The following is a 13,953-nucleotide window of genomic DNA, read 5'->3' on the forward strand; positions in this document are numbered from 1 at the left end:
ACTCGGTCGCAACCGGGGGAGACGAATGGATCGACGCACCGAGGCGGCCCTGACGGGGCCGCTCGAGAGCACCGGCGGGATTCCGCTTCGCGTGGCCGTGTATTCACGGATCACCGAGGCCATCCGCGACGGTTCGCTGCCGATCGCGTCACTCCTGCCCTCGGAGACCGAACTCGGCACCGCGATGGGCGTCAGCCGCACGGTCGTGCGCGAGGCGCTGATGCTCCTCGAGGAGGACCGCTTCGTGCGAAGCCGCCGCGGCATCGGCCGGTTCGTCGCCGATCGGCTGCCTCACCTCGGGCTGCAGAAGATCCGCCCGATCGAGGAACTGCTCGGCGAGACGGGCCAGCCGGTGCAGGTGCGGCGCACCCAGAACGCACTGCAGCCCTCGTCGCCGGCTTTCACCGCCGACGCGATCGGGATTCTTCCCGGTGAACCGTCCTGGTTCATCGAGAGTGTCATCTCCCGCGACGGCGCGCCGATCGCCCTGCTGCAGGAACACGTGCCGGCCGAGAGCCTCGACCGGCTCGGGCCGACCGCCGTCGCGGCCGTGTCCGACGACCAGCCGGATGCCCGCAGCGTGCTCTCGGCCCTCATCGCGATGCTCGGGCCGACCTTCGGGCCCGGCGAAACCGACATCACGATCGGCGTGCCGGGTGCGACACGGGGCAAGCTGCTCGGGCTGCCCGCCGGCAGCCCCGTGCTCATCCTCACCCAGACCCTCGAACGCGAGGGGCACCCGTTCTACCTCTCCAAGGCCCTGATCAACACCGCCACCGTGCGGCTGACGATCAGCCACTCCGCGCAGTCCTGATCAGGGCGGGGTCTCGACAGGCTCGACCACCGGTGATTGAGCTTGTCAGGCTGGCGGGGTCTCGACAGGCTCGACCACCGGGGATTGAGCCTGTCGAAATCAGGCCTGCCGATCGAGGTCACCATCGGCCTCGCGAGCGCCCCGGCCGAGGACGCGATGGATGCCTCGAGCATCCTGAGCCTGATGAGCCTCGGCGCCGCCAACGGCGACGTCGTCGTGCTCCGCGCCGAGGGCGCCGAGGCCGACGAGGCCCTCGAGGCCCTTGTCAAGATTCTCGAAACGGACCTCGACGCCACGTAGCTGCCGCTCCCACAGCGGAGATCGCTGGGTCCTCGTCAATGGCCGATCGATGGCGCGGGTGTGGTGGGCTACAGCCCGTTCTCGGCCAGCCAGGCCACGAGCACCCGCTCGAACTCCGCCGGGCGCTCCACGCTGGGCAGGTGCGCGGTGTCCCGAAAGGTGCAGCCGCTCGCTTTCGGCAGGGTCGACAGCAGGTATTCGTACTGCGCCAGCGCGGGGGTGATGTCGAATTCGCCGACCGTGACCAGTGCGGGCACCTCGATGTCGACCACCCGGATGCTCGCCGGCGGTTCCAACGGGATGGGAAGCGGATTCTCCTCGGCGTGCACCACGTTCACCCGGTTGAGGGCATAGGCCGTGGAGAGGAACTCGGGGTCGACGTCGGCTTCGGTGCGGAGCGGCCCGATCGCCCACAGGGCGACCTCGAGCCGGGCAAGCCGGTGCCAGTCCTTCGCGTCGAAGGCCAGGTCGAGTTCGTCGAAGAGGGCGTCCTCCGCCTCGGTCAGTTCCACCTCGGGGAATCCGCTGGGGCCGGACCCGATCGTGACGAGCCCGGCCACCCGGTCGGGGTGCTCCAGGGCCACGTCGATGGCGATCGAGCCGCCGCGGGAGCAGCCGACCAGGGTTGCCACCGGCAGACCGAGGTGGTCGAGCACGGCGACGGCATCCGCCCGGTTGGAGAACGCCACGTCCTCGGTGGTGGTCTGGCCGAATCCGCGGCTGTCGAAACGGATGACGAAATGGCCGGCCGCCAGCGCGGCGACCTGCGGGTCCCACATCCGCAGGTTCGCGATGCCGGCGTGCAGCAGCAGGAGGGCCGGCGCCGAGGCGTGCCCGTCGGTCTCGTAGTACAGCGATGCGCCTGGAACGGTGAGATGGGGCATGGCTCGAGCGTAGGCGGGCGGCTTCTCCGGCCGCAAGGACCCGGCAGACTATTCGGCCGCCGCCGCACCCCTAGGCTCGGACTCATGGGTGGTGTGCTGGTCGGATTCTCCATCATCGGGTTTGTGATCCTGGTGGGCTACCTGATCGAGCGAGCCGGAATCGCGGGCGCGGGCGCCGGGAGGGTGCTCAACCGGGTCGCCTTCTTCGTGGCGACGCCGGCCCTGCTGTTCACGGTGCTCTCCCACGCGGACGCCCGGGTGCTGTTCTCCTCGTTCCTGTTGACCAGCCTCTGCAGCGTTCTGCTCGGCGTGGGCGTCTATCTCCTGGTCGCCCGGCTGTTCTTCCACACCCCTGTCGCCGAGACCGTGCTCGGGGCCGCATCGTCCAGCTATGTCAATGCGAACAACATCGGTCTGCCCGTGGCGATCTACGTGCTCGGCAGCGCCCGCTTCGTCGCACCGATCCTGCTGCTGCAACTGCTCGTGCTCGCCCCGGTGATCCTGGCCGTGCTCGATGTGTCGACCAGCGGGCGGATGTCCGTGCGCGCCATCCTGACGCAGCCGTTGCGGAACCCGATGATCATCGCCTCCGCCGCCGGGGTGCTGGTCTCGGTCTCGGGGCTCCGGCTCCCTGCCCCGGTGCTCGCGCCGCTGGAGCTTCTCGGCGGAGCGGCGATCCCGATGGTGCTGCTCGCGTTCGGGATGTCGTTGCACGGGGAGCGACTGCTCAAGGCCGGTCCGGGCCGCATCCGGGTCGTGGTGGCCGCCGTGATCAAGGTGGCCGTGGTGCCCTTGCTTGCCTACCTGTTCGGCCGGTTCGTGTTCGCGCTCGACGCCGCAGAGCTGTTCGGGGTGGTCACGATCTCCGCGCTGCCCACCGCGCAGAACATCTACAACTTCGCCGCCCGGTATGACCGGGCCGTCGCGGTGACGCGGGACACCGTGCTGGTCACGACCCTCGCGTCGGTGCCTGCGCTGCTGCTGATCGCGGCTCTGCTGGCCCCGGGTCGGTGATCGAGCCCGTCGAAGCCACGCCGCGCCGGTGATTGAGCCTGTCGAAATCGGCGCACCGGGTCTCGACAGGCTCGACCACCGGTGATTGAGCCTGTCGAAATCGGCGCCTCGGGTCTCGACGGGCTCGACCACCGTCGGTGATTGAGCCTGTCGAAATCGGCGCCCCGGGTCTCGACGGGCTCGACCACCGTCGGTGATTGAGCGTGTCGAAATCGGCGCCCCGGGTCTCGACGGGCTCGACCACCGTCGGTGGTGCCCGATCAGGTGCCTGTGGGCTTCCGGCGGTTCAGCCAGGGCCGCAGCATCCGGGTGACCCACGGCATCACCAGGAAGGTCATGGCGGGGGCCATCACGAGTGTCGTCACCAGGATCTTGGGGAGCATCTCCACGTCGTGCCAGCCCGGGATCAGCCAGGTCGCGAGCAGGGTGAAGGCCAGGTTAGAAGGGAGGAAGCCGAGGCCGATGCTCACGGCCTGTTTCCAGCGCGGCGGCTGGAAGGACGGCGCAGCGTCGGCGTCGTCATCGTCGGAGACGGGCGCGTCGAACCAGCCCTCGATGCCGGTGCGCTTCTCCACCCGGGCGTCGAGGATGAGATCGTGGCCGTCGATCAGCCAGTGCGCCCGTTCCGCTGAGCCTTCCCAGGCATCCAGCAGCTCGGAGTTCGCGAAGCGGTAGAGCATGTGCCAGCTCAGCGAGTCCGCGGTGGCGCGCACCCAGCCGGAGCCGAGGAAACCGGGGAAGCTGCTCGCCAGGTCCATGCCCTGCTGGGCCCAGTGGGTGGCCTCCTGGATGCGGGTGGGTTCGACCGGGTGACGGACACGGTGACGGAGGACGCTGGCCGCGCTTGTGGCGCTCCGGCGGCGTTCCCCGGGGGCACGGAAGACATGGTTCCAGTATCGCCGGTGCGTCCGCCCCCGCCGTTGCCGGCTCGTTTCCGGCTGGTTGCCGGGTGACGGGACGGGAGGGTCAGAAGATCATCGGCCGGTCGTCGTCCTGGCCCTCGAGGGCCAGTTCGACGACCACGGGCACATGGTCGCTGGGCGCGTCGCCCTTGCGTTCGTTGCGGTGGATGCTCGCGCCGGTGACCAGGTCGGCGAACGCCGGCGAGCCGAGGATGAAGTCGATTCGCAGTCCCTCGTTTCGCGGGAAGCGCAGCTGCTTGTAGTCCCAATAGGTGAAGCCCTCCGGCACCAGCGGGCGCACCACGTCGTGCAGGCCCGCGCCTTCGAAGGCCTCGAAGGCCGCGCGTTCCGGAGGCGAAATGTGGGTCGACACCCCCTGGATCAGGGTGGGGTCGCCGACGTCGCGCTCGAGCGGGGCGACGTTCCAGTCGCCCATCAGGGCCAGCGCGAGGTGTGGGTCGGCGGCGAGTTCCTGCCGCGCGTGCTCCTCGAGCCGGGCCAGCCAGTCCAGCTTGTAGGCGTAGTGCGGGTCGTCGAGGGAACGCCCGTTCGGCACGTACAGGCTCCACAGTCGCAGGTCGCCGACGGTGGCGCCGAGCGCGCGCGCCTCGAGCGGCAGGCCGGGACCTTCCTCCCCCTTGAGGAAGCCGGGCATCCCGGGGAAGGCGGTGGCGACATCCGTCAGCTCGTGGCGGCTGGCGAACGCGACCCCGTTCCACTGACTCAGGCCGTGGATGGCCAGCTCGTAGCCGGCCTCCTCGAACTGGCGTGCCGGGAACTGTTCCGGCTTGCACTTGATCTCCTGCATCGCGAGCACGTCGATGTCCTCGCGCACCATCCAGTCGACGACCCGGTCGACGCGGGCTCGGATCGAATTGACGTTCCAGGTGGCGATGCGCATGCACCCAGCCTATTTGACGGCTGCGGCGCCGCCCGGTACGGGGATACTCGGAGACAGGAATGGCAGGATTGAGGCACGACCAGAAGGCAGGGTGGACCCATGACGGATTTGCAGATCGGCTACGCGGCGATGCTGGAGCAGTTCGCCCCGGCGGAGGCCGTTTCGCTCTCGGCCTACGCCGAGGAACACGGCTTCACCGGCGTGATGGCGGCGGACCACTTCCAGCCGTGGGTGCCGGCGCAGGGCCAGTCGTCGTTCGTCTGGAGCGTGCTCGCCGCGGTCGCCGAGCGCACGAAGGGCGACTTCGGCCCCGGCGTCACCGCGCCCACCTTCCGCTGGCACCCGGCCATGGTCGCCCAGGCCTCCGCAACGCTCGCGTCGATGTACCCGGGCCGGCACTGGCTCGGCCTCGGCTCAGGCGAGGCCCTCAACGAACACATCGTCGGCGGCTACTGGCCGGAGGCCCCCGAACGCATCAACCGCATGTTCGAGGCCATCGAGATCATCTCGAAGCTGTTCACCGGATCGATCGCCGGCAAGGACGTGAAGCACTCCGGCCAGTTTTTCAAGCTCGAGTCGACCCGGCTCTGGACCATGCCCGAGGTGGCGCCCGAGATCCTCGTCGCGACCGCCGGGCCGGTCACCGCCAAGCGCGCGGGGCGGCACGCCGACGGTCTGATCACGGTCGGTGCCCCGCTGGAGAAGATCTCGATGCTGTTCGGCAAGTTCGACGACGGCGCCCGCGACGCCGGCAAGGACCCCTCGACCATGCCCAAGGTGCTGCAGCTGCACATGAGTTGGGCCGAGACCGACGAGGAGGCGATGACGAACGCGTTGCGCGAGTGGCCGAACGGCGGGATGAAGTTCCCGAAGGCGGACATCCGGTCGCCGTTCGAATTCGAGCAGATGGCGAAGCTGGTGCGGCCGGAGGACTTCGAGGGCCGGATGATCATCTCGGCCGACCCCGACGACCATCGCGCCTACATCCAGAAATTCGTCGACCTCGGCTTCGACCGGATCTACCTGCACAATGTGGGTCGCAACCAGCGCCAGTGGATCGACGTGTTCGGCGCATCCGTGCTGCCGAAACTCGTGCGCTGAGCGTGGGCGGCCCCACCGGATTGCTCGTCTTCGCGCTCGAGGGGATCGGCGAGGTCCGGGCCGGTGACGACCTCGCCGCGCTCATCGCCGGTGCCGCCGGCTCGCGCCTGCTCGACGGGGACATTCTCGCCGTGACCAGCAAGATCGTCTCCAAGGCCGAGGGCCGCCAGGTCGCTGCCGCCGACCGGGAGCAGGCGATCACCGACGAGACCGTGCGCGTGGTAGCGACCCGCGCCTACCCGGGCGGGGTCACCCGCATCGTCGAGAACCGGCAGGGGCTGGTGATGGCCGCGGCCGGAGTCGACGCGAGCAATACCCCCGACGGCACGGTGCTGCTGCTGCCCGTCGACCCGGATGCCTCTGCCCGTGCGCTCTGCGCCGCCCTCCGCGAACGCACCGGGCTTCGGCTCGGCGTGCTGATCACCGACACGGTCGGCCGCCCGTGGCGAGAGGGCCAGACCGACATCGCGATCGGCGCCGCCGGGGTGGCCGTGCTCGACGACCTGCGTGGCACGACGGATGCCTCCGGCCGGCGCCTCGACGTCACCGTCGCCGCCGTCGCCGACGAGATCGCCGGCGCGGCCGACCTGGTGAAGGGCAAGACCAGCGGCAACCCGGTCGCGGTCGTGCGCGGGCTCGGCCGGCTGGTCGATGCGGGGGTGCCTGGGGTCTCGGGGGTGCAGGATGCCGCGCGCGGCGCATCCGCGTTGCTGCGGCCCGGTGAAAACGACATGTTCCGGCTCGGCACGGCCGAGGCCGTGGCAGAGGGCTTCGCCGCGGGCTATGCCGCCGGACTCGCCGCGGCCGGCGGGGGAGTCGGCGCGGCCGGCGCGGTGGGGGCCACCTCGGTAGAAACAGGGCGGGGCGCCGAACCAGGGCCGCAGCGGGCTAGATCCGGCCCAGGCTTCGCAGCTCGTCGCGGGAAGCCGACCTGCTGACATTCGGGATGGAGCTTTTCGCGACGCGCCGATTGCCCCGGCGCGAATTGCGGCGTGTCGCGGAAATCTCCGGCTGAACCGACCTGGCGGCCCAGCGGATGCCGTGACCTGCGCAGCCGACCGCCCGCCGAGAAACGCACTCCGACCCTTCTGCTCTGGGGCCGGCCGTCGACCCAACCGACTGGTCGGTTGGTGTGCTATCGTGCTGCCATGACCAGCCGAGACGACATCCTCGCCGGTATGCGCCGGCTCACCATCGACACGGGGGTGCTGCCCTCCATGGACGAGGTCGCCCGCGCCGCAGGTCTGTCGAAGGGTGGGCTGATCCACTATTTCCCGACCCGGGCCGCCCTTGTCGACGGGCTGATCGGGAGGGCCGTTGCCGAGGTCGACGAGGGGATGGCCCTGGCCGCGGCAGCCGGGCACGCCGCGCGCAGCTGGTTGCGGCTCTCCGCGCCGGATGGCGACGAGCTCGAGTTGTACCGCGCGATGACGGTGGCGCTGAAGGCGCTGGGCGCGGCGCAGGGAAGCGCGACGAATCAGGACTCGGCGCAGCCCGGGGCATCCGTTCTCGTCGCCGAGGCGATCGCGCGCTGGGACGCGCTACTCACGGCCGAACTGGGCGACGCCACGGACGCACTGATCGTGCGGCTGGTCGGCGACGGCTTGTTCTTGAACGCCCTATCGGGAACACCGGTGCCGCAGCAGGACGTCGACGCGATCGAGCGCCGGCTCGGCGGGACTGTTTCGTGACCCCGGTGCTGCTCGCGGGCGTGGCCGGGCTGGCCCTGCTCGATTCCCTGAACCCGGCGACGATCCTCTCCATCACCCTGATCCTGCTGGCCGGCCTGCGGCGGCCCGTGGTGTCGGCCCTCGCCTTCGTGCTCGGGGCGTTCGCCACGGTCTTCACGCTCGGGTTGGCGATCTTCCTCAGCGCCGGGGCGGCGGCCGACGTGGTCTCGGGCGGGGTGGTCTGGCTGCGCCGGATCGCCTTCGGGGTGGCAGCGGTCGCGCTGCTGGTCGCGGCGTTCCGTCGCCTGCGCGATCGCCCCCGTGAGGGCGTCACCCTGCCCCGCTGGTTCTCGCCGGTCACGGCGCTGCCGCTCGGAGTGATGATGACCGGCGCTGACCTTCCGAACGCCTTCCCCTACTTCATCGCGATCGAGCGGATGATCAATGCCGAGGTTCCGGCTGCGACCGGGGCGCTCGTTCTGGCGGGCTACGCCCTCGTCTATTGCCTGCCCTGCCTGGTGCTGCTCGTGCTCGGGATCCTGTTCCGGGAACGCGTGCGCCTCCGGCTGCAGGTGCTCGTCGACCGGTTCAGCACCGGCACGGTCAGGCGCAGCGCGGGGGCCGCCGTGCTGCTCGCCCTGGCTGCTCTCGGCGTGGCGTCGGTGGCGGCCTGGCCGTGACGCTGCAGGGCCGGTCCGTTCCCCGCGACGGTAAACTTCGGGGCATGGAATCGGAGCAGTCGGCGCGGTGGGTGGCCGTCGTTCCGGTGAAGGGGAACCCGGGCGCGAAGAGCAGGCTCGGCGAGCGTCCCGATCGCGCCCGCCTGGCGGATGCCTTCGCCCTCGACACCGTCGCTGCCGTGCGTGCGGCACGCGGAGTGGACCTGGTCCTGGTGGTCACCGCCGACGACGAGATCGGCGCCCGCCTCGCCGATCTCGGCGCGGAGATCGTGCCGGAGGGGCCGGCGGCCGGCGGCCGCGCGCCCGGGCGGCCGGGGCATCCGCTCACCATGGCCGTGTCTGTGACGGGAGCGGCTGCGCCCGAGAACGGATCGGCGGCGACCCTGGCGGGCATGGCGTCGTCCGGGAGAGTCCCGGTTCCGGCCGACCCGATGAACGCCGCGATCCGCACCGGGCTGGCGGCGGCGCGGGCACGATTCCCGCGGGCGAACCTGATGGTGCTGACCGGAGACCTCCCGGCGCTCACGCCCGCAGACGTGGAGCGCGCCCTCGCGCTGGCCGCCGGGCACGAGCGTTCGATGCTGCCGGACGCCGCCGGCACCGGCACGACGACCCTGTTCGCGCTCGCCGGGGTGCCCATCGAGCCCCGGTTCGGGCCGGGCTCCCGGGCCGCGCACGAGGCCGCAGGGCACGTGCCGCTGGACATCCCGCCGTCCAGCAGCATCCGCTGCGACGTCGACACCGCCGCCGACCTGCTTGTCGCGGAGCGTCTCGGGCTCGGCGCGCATACCCTCCCGCTCGTCGCCGACGACTCGGTGGCGGCGGGCGGGAGCTGACCCCCGGTTCGGCGCGGCCTCGCCGGCCGGCGCTTACCGCTCGAGATGGAGTTTCTGGCGAGGCGCGGCGTTTCCGGTCACGATTCGCGGCGCGTCGTGAAAATCTCCATCCGGGCCATCGCGCCGGCCGCGTCGATCGGTGCCGACGGAGCGCCCGAGGGCGAGAGCGTCCGCCGCAATCCGGGCGGTCGACGCCACGTCACGCATCCAGAGCGGCACTGCTGCCGAGCGGATGCCCGCGGCCGCCAGCGCGGGCAGCGCCGCGGCATCCGTCTCGTCCACCAGCCACGCGTCGAGCACGCCCCCCGAGGCGCGGGAGCCGTAGTGCAGGCCGACGGCCTCGGCCGCGGTCTCGACTCCGATCGTGCGGAGGCAGGCGTCGGCCATGCCGCGCACGGCGGAACCGGCGATGATCGGCGACACCCCCACAACCGGCGCTGAGGTGCCGCGGAGCGCGTCGCGGATCCCGGGGACGGCCAGGATCGTGCCCACGGAGACGACCGGGTTCGAGGGCGGCAGGATGACCAGGTCGGCGTCCAGGAGTGCGGCGAGCACCCCGGGGGCCGGGGCGGCGTGCTCGAGGCCGACCTGCACGAACTCGGTGACGTCGACCTGGGCGCGGTAGCGCACCCACCACTCCTCGAAGTGGATCAGGTCGCCGGCCCCGTGCTCGTCGATCGCGGCGTCGAGCCGCACCTGGGTCTCGACCGGCTGGTCGCTCATCGGCAGCAGCCGGGCGCCCGGCTGCCAGCGCCGGCAGAGGAAATCTGTCGCCTCACTCAGGGTGGCCCCGCCGCGGAGCAGGTCGCTGCGCACGATGTGGGTGGCCAGGTCGAGGTCGCCGAGGGTGAACCAGGACCAGCCGCGACCGTAGGCGGCGATCTCGGCCGAGGTGCGCCGGGTCTCCTCCGGCCGACCCCAGCCCTGTTCCTCGTTGATGCCGCCGCCGAGCGTGTACATCACGGTGTCGAGGTCGGGGCAGATGCGCAGCCCGTCGAGCCACATGTCGTCGCCGGTGTTCACGATCACGGAAACGGCCGTGTCGGGGGCGGTGGCGGCCAGGTGGTGCAGCAGGCCGCGGGTGAACCTGGCGCCGCCGATTCCGCCGGCCAAGACGGTGATGCGTGTCATGCGGATGCTTCCTTCGTCGGGTCTGGATCCTCCAGCTCAGCCCTCACGGTCCGCCCCACGGGTCGGCCCCGTCGAATTCGACGGAGATTTTGCTTCGGATTGCGGTTTTTGGCCTCTACCGGGCCCGATGAACGAAAATCCCCGTCGAATTCGACGGGCGGACGAGGCTCTTCCGCGGCCGGGGAGAAGACGATCACCGGATGCCCGCCCCGCGGATGCGCGACGATGTCGCAGGCCACCCCGTAGACCTCGGCGATGGTCTCCGGAACGAGTACCTCGGCGGGGCTGCCGGCCGCAACGAGCCGTCCGCGGTGCAGCAGCAGGATCCGGTCGCAGTACGCGGCCGCGAGGTTCAGGTCGTGCAGGGCCATGATCGCGGTCAGCCCCAGTTCCCGCACCTGGCCGAGCAGGCCCAACTGGGCGCTCACGTCGAGGTGGTTGGTCGGCTCGTCCAGCAGCAGCAGGCTCGGGCGTTGCGCCAGTGCCCTGGCGATCTGCACCCGCTGCTGTTCCCCGCCGCTGAGGCTGTGCCACAGTCGGGCCGCCAGCGCGCTGCCGCCGACCATGGCGAGCGATTCCTCGGCCACTCGGTGGTCCTCCTCGCCGCCGAAGCCGCCGAGCAGGCTGCTGCGGTGCGGGATGCGGCCGAGCAGCACGACCTCGCGCACCGCCAGGTCGACACTCGGTGCCGCATTCTGTTCGAGCAGGGCCACCCGCCGCGCCGTCTCCCGGCGGGTCAGGCTGTGCAGCGCGGCCCCGTCGAGTTCGACCTGGCCGCTCGCCGGTGTGTCGAGGCCGGCGATCAGCCGGAGCAGGGTGGACTTGCCGGCGCCGTTGGGGCCGAGCAGCCCGGTCACCGAGCCGGTCGGCAGCTGCGCCGACACGTCGTCGAGGATGGCCGTTCCGTTGATCCGGAACGACACCCGATCGAGCGTCACGCCCATGCCGCGGCCCTCCGGCTCTTGATCAGCGCGATGAAGACGGGCACACCGATGAGCGCGGTGATGATGCCGACCGGCAGTTCGCGCGGGTCGAAGACCGTGCGGGCGAGTGTGTCCGCCACGACGAGGAACAGCGCGCCGAAGACCACGGTCAGCGGCAGCAGCCGGCGGTGGCCGGGTCCACTCAGCCCCCGCACGAGGTGCGGCAGGATCAGCCCGACGAAACCGATCGCTCCGCTGACGGCGACCATGGCCCCGGTGAGGAGGGCGACCGCGCCGAGCAGCACCCACCGGGTGGCGTTGACGTTGATGCCGAGGGATGCCGCGGCCGTGTCGCCGAACGCGAACGCGTCCAGCCGGGTGGCCGCGAGCACGATCCCGGTGCCCACGACCACGAGTGCGCCGCCGGAGATGAGCACGCTGGTCCAGGAACTGCCGGCCAGGGAGCCGAGGAGCCAGTTGAGGATCTCCCGGTAGGAGTCGCCCTTGGCCGACCAGAAGATGACGAAGGATGTCCCGGCCGCACCGAGCTGGGCGATCGCCAGCCCGGAGAGCACCGCCCGGCCGGGGGTGATGGTGCCGCCGACCCTGGCGATGCTCAGCGTGGCGACCAGGGCGGTGAGCGCGCCGAGGAACGCCGCTGCCGGCAGGGCGAAGGCGACGCCGAGGATGACCACGCAGACCGCGCCGAGCGACGCCCCGCTGGACAGGCCGAGCAGATAGGGGTCGGCGAGCGGGTTGCGGGTGACGCTCTGCATCACGGCGCCGGAGAGCGCGAGCCCCGCGCCGACAGCGGCCGCGGTGAGCACCCGCGGCAGGCGCAGCTGCCAGACGATGGAGTCGGCCAGCGGCGGGACATCCGCCAGGCCGGGCAGGCCCAGGTGCCCGCCGACGCTCGCGATGACGGCCGGGAGCCCCACGTCGGCCGGGCCGATGGCGACGGCGGCCGCACAGACGAACAGGAGCGCCAGGGCCGAGACCGCGACGAGGCCGAGGTAGCGCCCGCGCGCCGCGGCCCGGCCGGTCACGGTCCGTCCGCCTGCGGTCACGGTGTGCCCCCGGTCACGGTGTGCCCCCGGTCACGGTGTGCCCCCGGTCACGGTGTGCCCCCGGTCACGGTGTGCCCCCGGTCACGGTCCGTCCGTCCCCAGCCACGGTATCCCCAGTCACGGTGAGCCCCGGCTACTTGGTCTTCTGCTTGTCGAGCGCGGCCAGCTGGTCGATGGCCGACCCGGCGGCCTCCACGTTGCGGATGCCGGCCTCGGTGGACGCGAACGGCAGCACGATGTAGCGCTTGTCCTGCACGGCGGCGAGCCCCTGGGTTGCCGGGTTCGACTCGAGCGCGGCGATCTTCGACGCGGCCGTGTTCCAGGTGGCGTCGACCAGCACGATCACGCTCGGGTTCGCCTCGATCACCGATTCCCAGCCGACCGAGGTCCAGGTGTCGCGCACGTCGGCGAACACGTTGCTCAGGCCGGCGGCCGTCATGATCATCGCGGGCGAGCCGATCCCGGCCCCGACATAGGGACTGTCGGTGCCGCTGGAGTACCAGAGTGCCGTGGTCTTCGTGCCGGCGGGGGCAAGGTCGCCCAGCGCCTTCTTCTGCATCGTCACGAGCCGGTCGGCAGCATCCGCGCGGCCGAAGAGGGCGCCGGCCTCGGTGATCTCCGCGAACACGGAGTCGAAGGTCAGCGGGTCTGGCATGTAACGGGCGCCCTTGCATGCGGCGGGGGAGACGTAGCTGCCGATGCCGAGGCCGCCCAGCTGGCCGCGCTCGCCGACGCCGTCGGCCGTGAAGTTGGACTCCCAGCCGCCGTAGACGAAGTCGGGCGTGAGGGCCAGGACAGCCTCCTGGCCGGGCACGAAGTCGCTGACCACGTTGAGGCCCTTGCCCGCCTTGGCCAGGGATGCCGGCAGCGGGCCATCGAGGAACGCCGAGCCGACGATGCGGTCGCCGAGGCCGAGGGCGAGCAGCAGCTCCGTGGTCGACGATTTGATGGTGACGATGCGCTCCGGCGCCTGGGCCACGGTCACCGGGGTGCCGCAGTTGTCGAGCGTGACAGGGTACCCCGCCGTTGCTCCCGCCGCGGTCGCCGTGCTACCCGCGGTCGGTGCCCCGCCGGCGGTGCCGCCGGCCCCGGCGCATCCGCTCAGCACCAACGCAACGGATGCCGCGCCTGCGACGAAAAGAAGAACACTTCGACGGTTCATGAAGACCTCACGTTTCGAAACCGCCCACTCCCCTTCCGCGAGAGTGCACTTTCTGCCCTCACAGCGGTGCTGAAGGGGCGAGAACTGCACTCTCGCGGCCGGAGACGGGGTGGCGGGGCGGGGGAGTAGCGGGGGAGCCGCGGGAGAGGGGGGAGTAAGTGGGGGGACCTGCCGCCCAAGTCAGGGTCGGCGCGACCGGTCAGAGCCAACCGGCGGTCTGCGTCAAGCCTAAACCCATCCTGTTCCGGGCGGGGCCTGTCGCCGACGACCCGGGCGGCACCGGCACGGAGGGGTGTTATGCGGACTGCTCCCACTGGGTCGGTCGGCCGTGATTTCGATGTTCCTGCCCCGGCGACCGAGCCTCGCGGCTCAGGATAGAGGTGCCGGCGCACGATATACCCCTCGCCCGCTTCCACGACCTGCGCCACGAGGAGAACCCGCCCGCCCGAACCCACCGAACCCGTCGCCAAGAAGTGAGCTGAGCATCCGTTCGCCCCTGGGAAGGCGGCCGAACTCTCGGTTCGGCGGCTCCCGGCGCGTTCGACGGATGCCGGCCGTTCACCAGAAG

The 13,953-nt window shown here is 71.2% G+C and carries 14 protein-coding genes and 1 pseudogene; 8 read left to right on the forward strand and 7 right to left on the reverse strand.

All coding sequences use genetic code 11. From position 1 onward, the window contains the following. Nucleotides 1-25 precede the first annotated feature (25 nt). Nucleotides 26-814 (forward strand): GntR family transcriptional regulator, encoded by a 789-nt coding sequence (locus E3T48_RS14255; RefSeq protein WP_134524704.1) that lies wholly within the window; start codon nt 26-28, stop codon nt 812-814. A 111-nt stretch (nt 815-925) separates the two neighbouring features. Next, nucleotides 926-1,114: pseudogene (locus E3T48_RS14260) on the forward strand (HPr family phosphocarrier protein); the annotation flags it as partial. A 68-nt stretch (nt 1,115-1,182) separates the two neighbouring features. Here E3T48_RS14260 and E3T48_RS14265 read toward each other — a convergent pair. Beyond that, nucleotides 1,183-1,998: an alpha/beta fold hydrolase gene (locus E3T48_RS14265; protein ID WP_134524705.1), complete on the reverse strand. Its 816-nt coding sequence runs from the start codon at nt 1,996-1,998 to the stop codon at nt 1,183-1,185. A gap of 84 nt (nt 1,999-2,082) precedes the next feature. Between E3T48_RS14265 and E3T48_RS14270 the strand changes: the two genes are divergently transcribed. Continuing rightward, nucleotides 2,083-3,012 (forward strand): AEC family transporter, encoded by a 930-nt coding sequence (locus tag E3T48_RS14270; protein WP_134524706.1) that lies wholly within the window; start codon nt 2,083-2,085, stop codon nt 3,010-3,012. Nucleotides 3,013-3,272: 260 nt separating this feature from the next. Here the strand turns inward: E3T48_RS14270 and E3T48_RS14275 are convergent, their stop codons facing one another. Then, nucleotides 3,273-3,770 carry a putative antibiotic biosynthesis monooxygenase gene (locus E3T48_RS14275; RefSeq protein ID WP_241986837.1) on the reverse strand — a complete coding sequence of 166 codons (498 nt, stop codon included), beginning with the start codon at nt 3,768-3,770 and terminating at the stop codon, nt 3,273-3,275. Nucleotides 3,771-3,978: 208 nt separating this feature from the next. Then, nucleotides 3,979-4,815: an exodeoxyribonuclease III gene (locus E3T48_RS14280; protein WP_134524708.1), complete on the reverse strand. Its 837-nt coding sequence runs from the start codon at nt 4,813-4,815 to the stop codon at nt 3,979-3,981. 99 nt (nt 4,816-4,914) lie between these two features. On the opposite strand from E3T48_RS14280, the gene E3T48_RS14285 reads away from it, so the two are divergent. The 5 genes from E3T48_RS14285 (at nt 4,915) to cofC (ending at nt 9,102) form a co-directional block, all read left to right on the forward strand. Further along, complete coding sequence (locus E3T48_RS14285; protein ID WP_134524709.1) at nt 4,915-5,916, forward strand: TIGR03557 family F420-dependent LLM class oxidoreductase; 1,002 nt, start codon at nt 4,915-4,917, stop codon at nt 5,914-5,916. Beyond that, nucleotides 5,913-6,854: a coenzyme F420-0:L-glutamate ligase gene (locus tag E3T48_RS14290; RefSeq protein WP_241986839.1), complete on the forward strand. Its 942-nt coding sequence runs from the start codon at nt 5,913-5,915 to the stop codon at nt 6,852-6,854. The genes E3T48_RS14285 and E3T48_RS14290 overlap by 4 nt, the downstream gene beginning before the upstream one ends. Before the next feature lie 210 nt (nt 6,855-7,064). Beyond that, the gene (locus tag E3T48_RS14295; protein ID WP_134524710.1) at nt 7,065-7,607 is read left to right on the forward strand and encodes a TetR/AcrR family transcriptional regulator; all 543 of its coding nucleotides are present in this window, start codon (nt 7,065-7,067) and stop codon (nt 7,605-7,607) included. Further along, nucleotides 7,604-8,266: a GAP family protein gene (locus E3T48_RS14300; protein WP_166789752.1), complete on the forward strand. Its 663-nt coding sequence runs from the start codon at nt 7,604-7,606 to the stop codon at nt 8,264-8,266. Before E3T48_RS14295 ends, E3T48_RS14300 begins: the two co-directional genes overlap by 4 nt. A 44-nt stretch (nt 8,267-8,310) precedes the next feature. After that, nucleotides 8,311-9,102, forward strand: coding sequence for a 2-phospho-L-lactate guanylyltransferase (gene cofC / locus E3T48_RS14305; RefSeq protein ID WP_134524711.1), 792 nt, complete (start codon nt 8,311-8,313; stop codon nt 9,100-9,102). Between the two features lie 33 nt (nt 9,103-9,135). Here cofC and cofD read toward each other — a convergent pair whose 3' ends face one another. From cofD to E3T48_RS14325, 4 genes are all read right to left on the reverse strand, one after another. Further along, nucleotides 9,136-10,233 carry a 2-phospho-L-lactate transferase gene (gene cofD / locus E3T48_RS14310; RefSeq protein ID WP_134524712.1) on the reverse strand — a complete coding sequence of 366 codons (1,098 nt, stop codon included), beginning with the start codon at nt 10,231-10,233 and terminating at the stop codon, nt 9,136-9,138. Next, the gene (locus tag E3T48_RS14315; protein ID WP_134524713.1) at nt 10,230-11,177 is read right to left on the reverse strand and encodes an ABC transporter ATP-binding protein; all 948 of its coding nucleotides are present in this window, start codon (nt 11,175-11,177) and stop codon (nt 10,230-10,232) included. The genes cofD and E3T48_RS14315 overlap by 4 nt, the downstream gene beginning before the upstream one ends. Beyond that, nucleotides 11,168-12,223, reverse strand: a complete 1,056-nt coding sequence (locus E3T48_RS14320; protein ID WP_174844179.1) for a putative F420-0 ABC transporter permease subunit — start codon at nt 12,221-12,223, stop codon at nt 11,168-11,170. Before E3T48_RS14320 ends, E3T48_RS14315 begins: the two co-directional genes overlap by 10 nt. Before the next feature lie 133 nt (nt 12,224-12,356). Beyond that, on the reverse strand, nt 12,357-13,385 hold the full coding sequence (locus tag E3T48_RS14325) for a putative F420-0 ABC transporter substrate-binding protein (RefSeq protein ID WP_134524714.1): 1,029 nt from the start codon (nt 13,383-13,385) through the stop codon (nt 12,357-12,359). Between the last annotated feature and the right edge of the window lie 568 nt (nt 13,386-13,953).

Source organism: Cryobacterium fucosi (assembly GCF_004403515.1).
Taxonomy (GTDB): domain Bacteria; phylum Actinomycetota; class Actinomycetes; order Actinomycetales; family Microbacteriaceae; genus Cryobacterium; species Cryobacterium fucosi.

What these genes read in the sequence shown, in the direction of transcription:
- E3T48_RS14255 (WP_134524704.1), top strand. Translation starts at nt 26, where the DNA reads ATGGATCGACGCACCGAGGCGGCCCTGACGGGGCCGCTCGAGAGCACC.
- E3T48_RS14265 (WP_134524705.1), bottom strand. Translation starts at nt 1,998, where the DNA reads ATGCCCCATCTCACCGTTCCAGGCGCATCGCTGTACTACGAGACCGAC.
- E3T48_RS14270 (WP_134524706.1), top strand. Translation starts at nt 2,083, where the DNA reads ATGGGTGGTGTGCTGGTCGGATTCTCCATCATCGGGTTTGTGATCCTG.
- E3T48_RS14275 (WP_241986837.1), bottom strand. Translation starts at nt 3,770, where the DNA reads ATGGACCTGGCGAGCAGCTTCCCCGGTTTCCTCGGCTCCGGCTGGGTG.
- E3T48_RS14280 (WP_134524708.1), bottom strand. Translation starts at nt 4,815, where the DNA reads ATGCGCATCGCCACCTGGAACGTCAATTCGATCCGAGCCCGCGTCGAC.
- E3T48_RS14285 (WP_134524709.1), top strand. Translation starts at nt 4,915, where the DNA reads ATGACGGATTTGCAGATCGGCTACGCGGCGATGCTGGAGCAGTTCGCC.
- E3T48_RS14295 (WP_134524710.1), top strand. Translation starts at nt 7,065, where the DNA reads ATGACCAGCCGAGACGACATCCTCGCCGGTATGCGCCGGCTCACCATC.
- cofC (WP_134524711.1), top strand. Translation starts at nt 8,311, where the DNA reads ATGGAATCGGAGCAGTCGGCGCGGTGGGTGGCCGTCGTTCCGGTGAAG.
- cofD (WP_134524712.1), bottom strand. Translation starts at nt 10,233, where the DNA reads ATGACACGCATCACCGTCTTGGCCGGCGGAATCGGCGGCGCCAGGTTC.
- E3T48_RS14315 (WP_134524713.1), bottom strand. Translation starts at nt 11,177, where the DNA reads ATGGGCGTGACGCTCGATCGGGTGTCGTTCCGGATCAACGGAACGGCC.
- E3T48_RS14325 (WP_134524714.1), bottom strand. Translation starts at nt 13,385, where the DNA reads ATGAACCGTCGAAGTGTTCTTCTTTTCGTCGCAGGCGCGGCATCCGTT.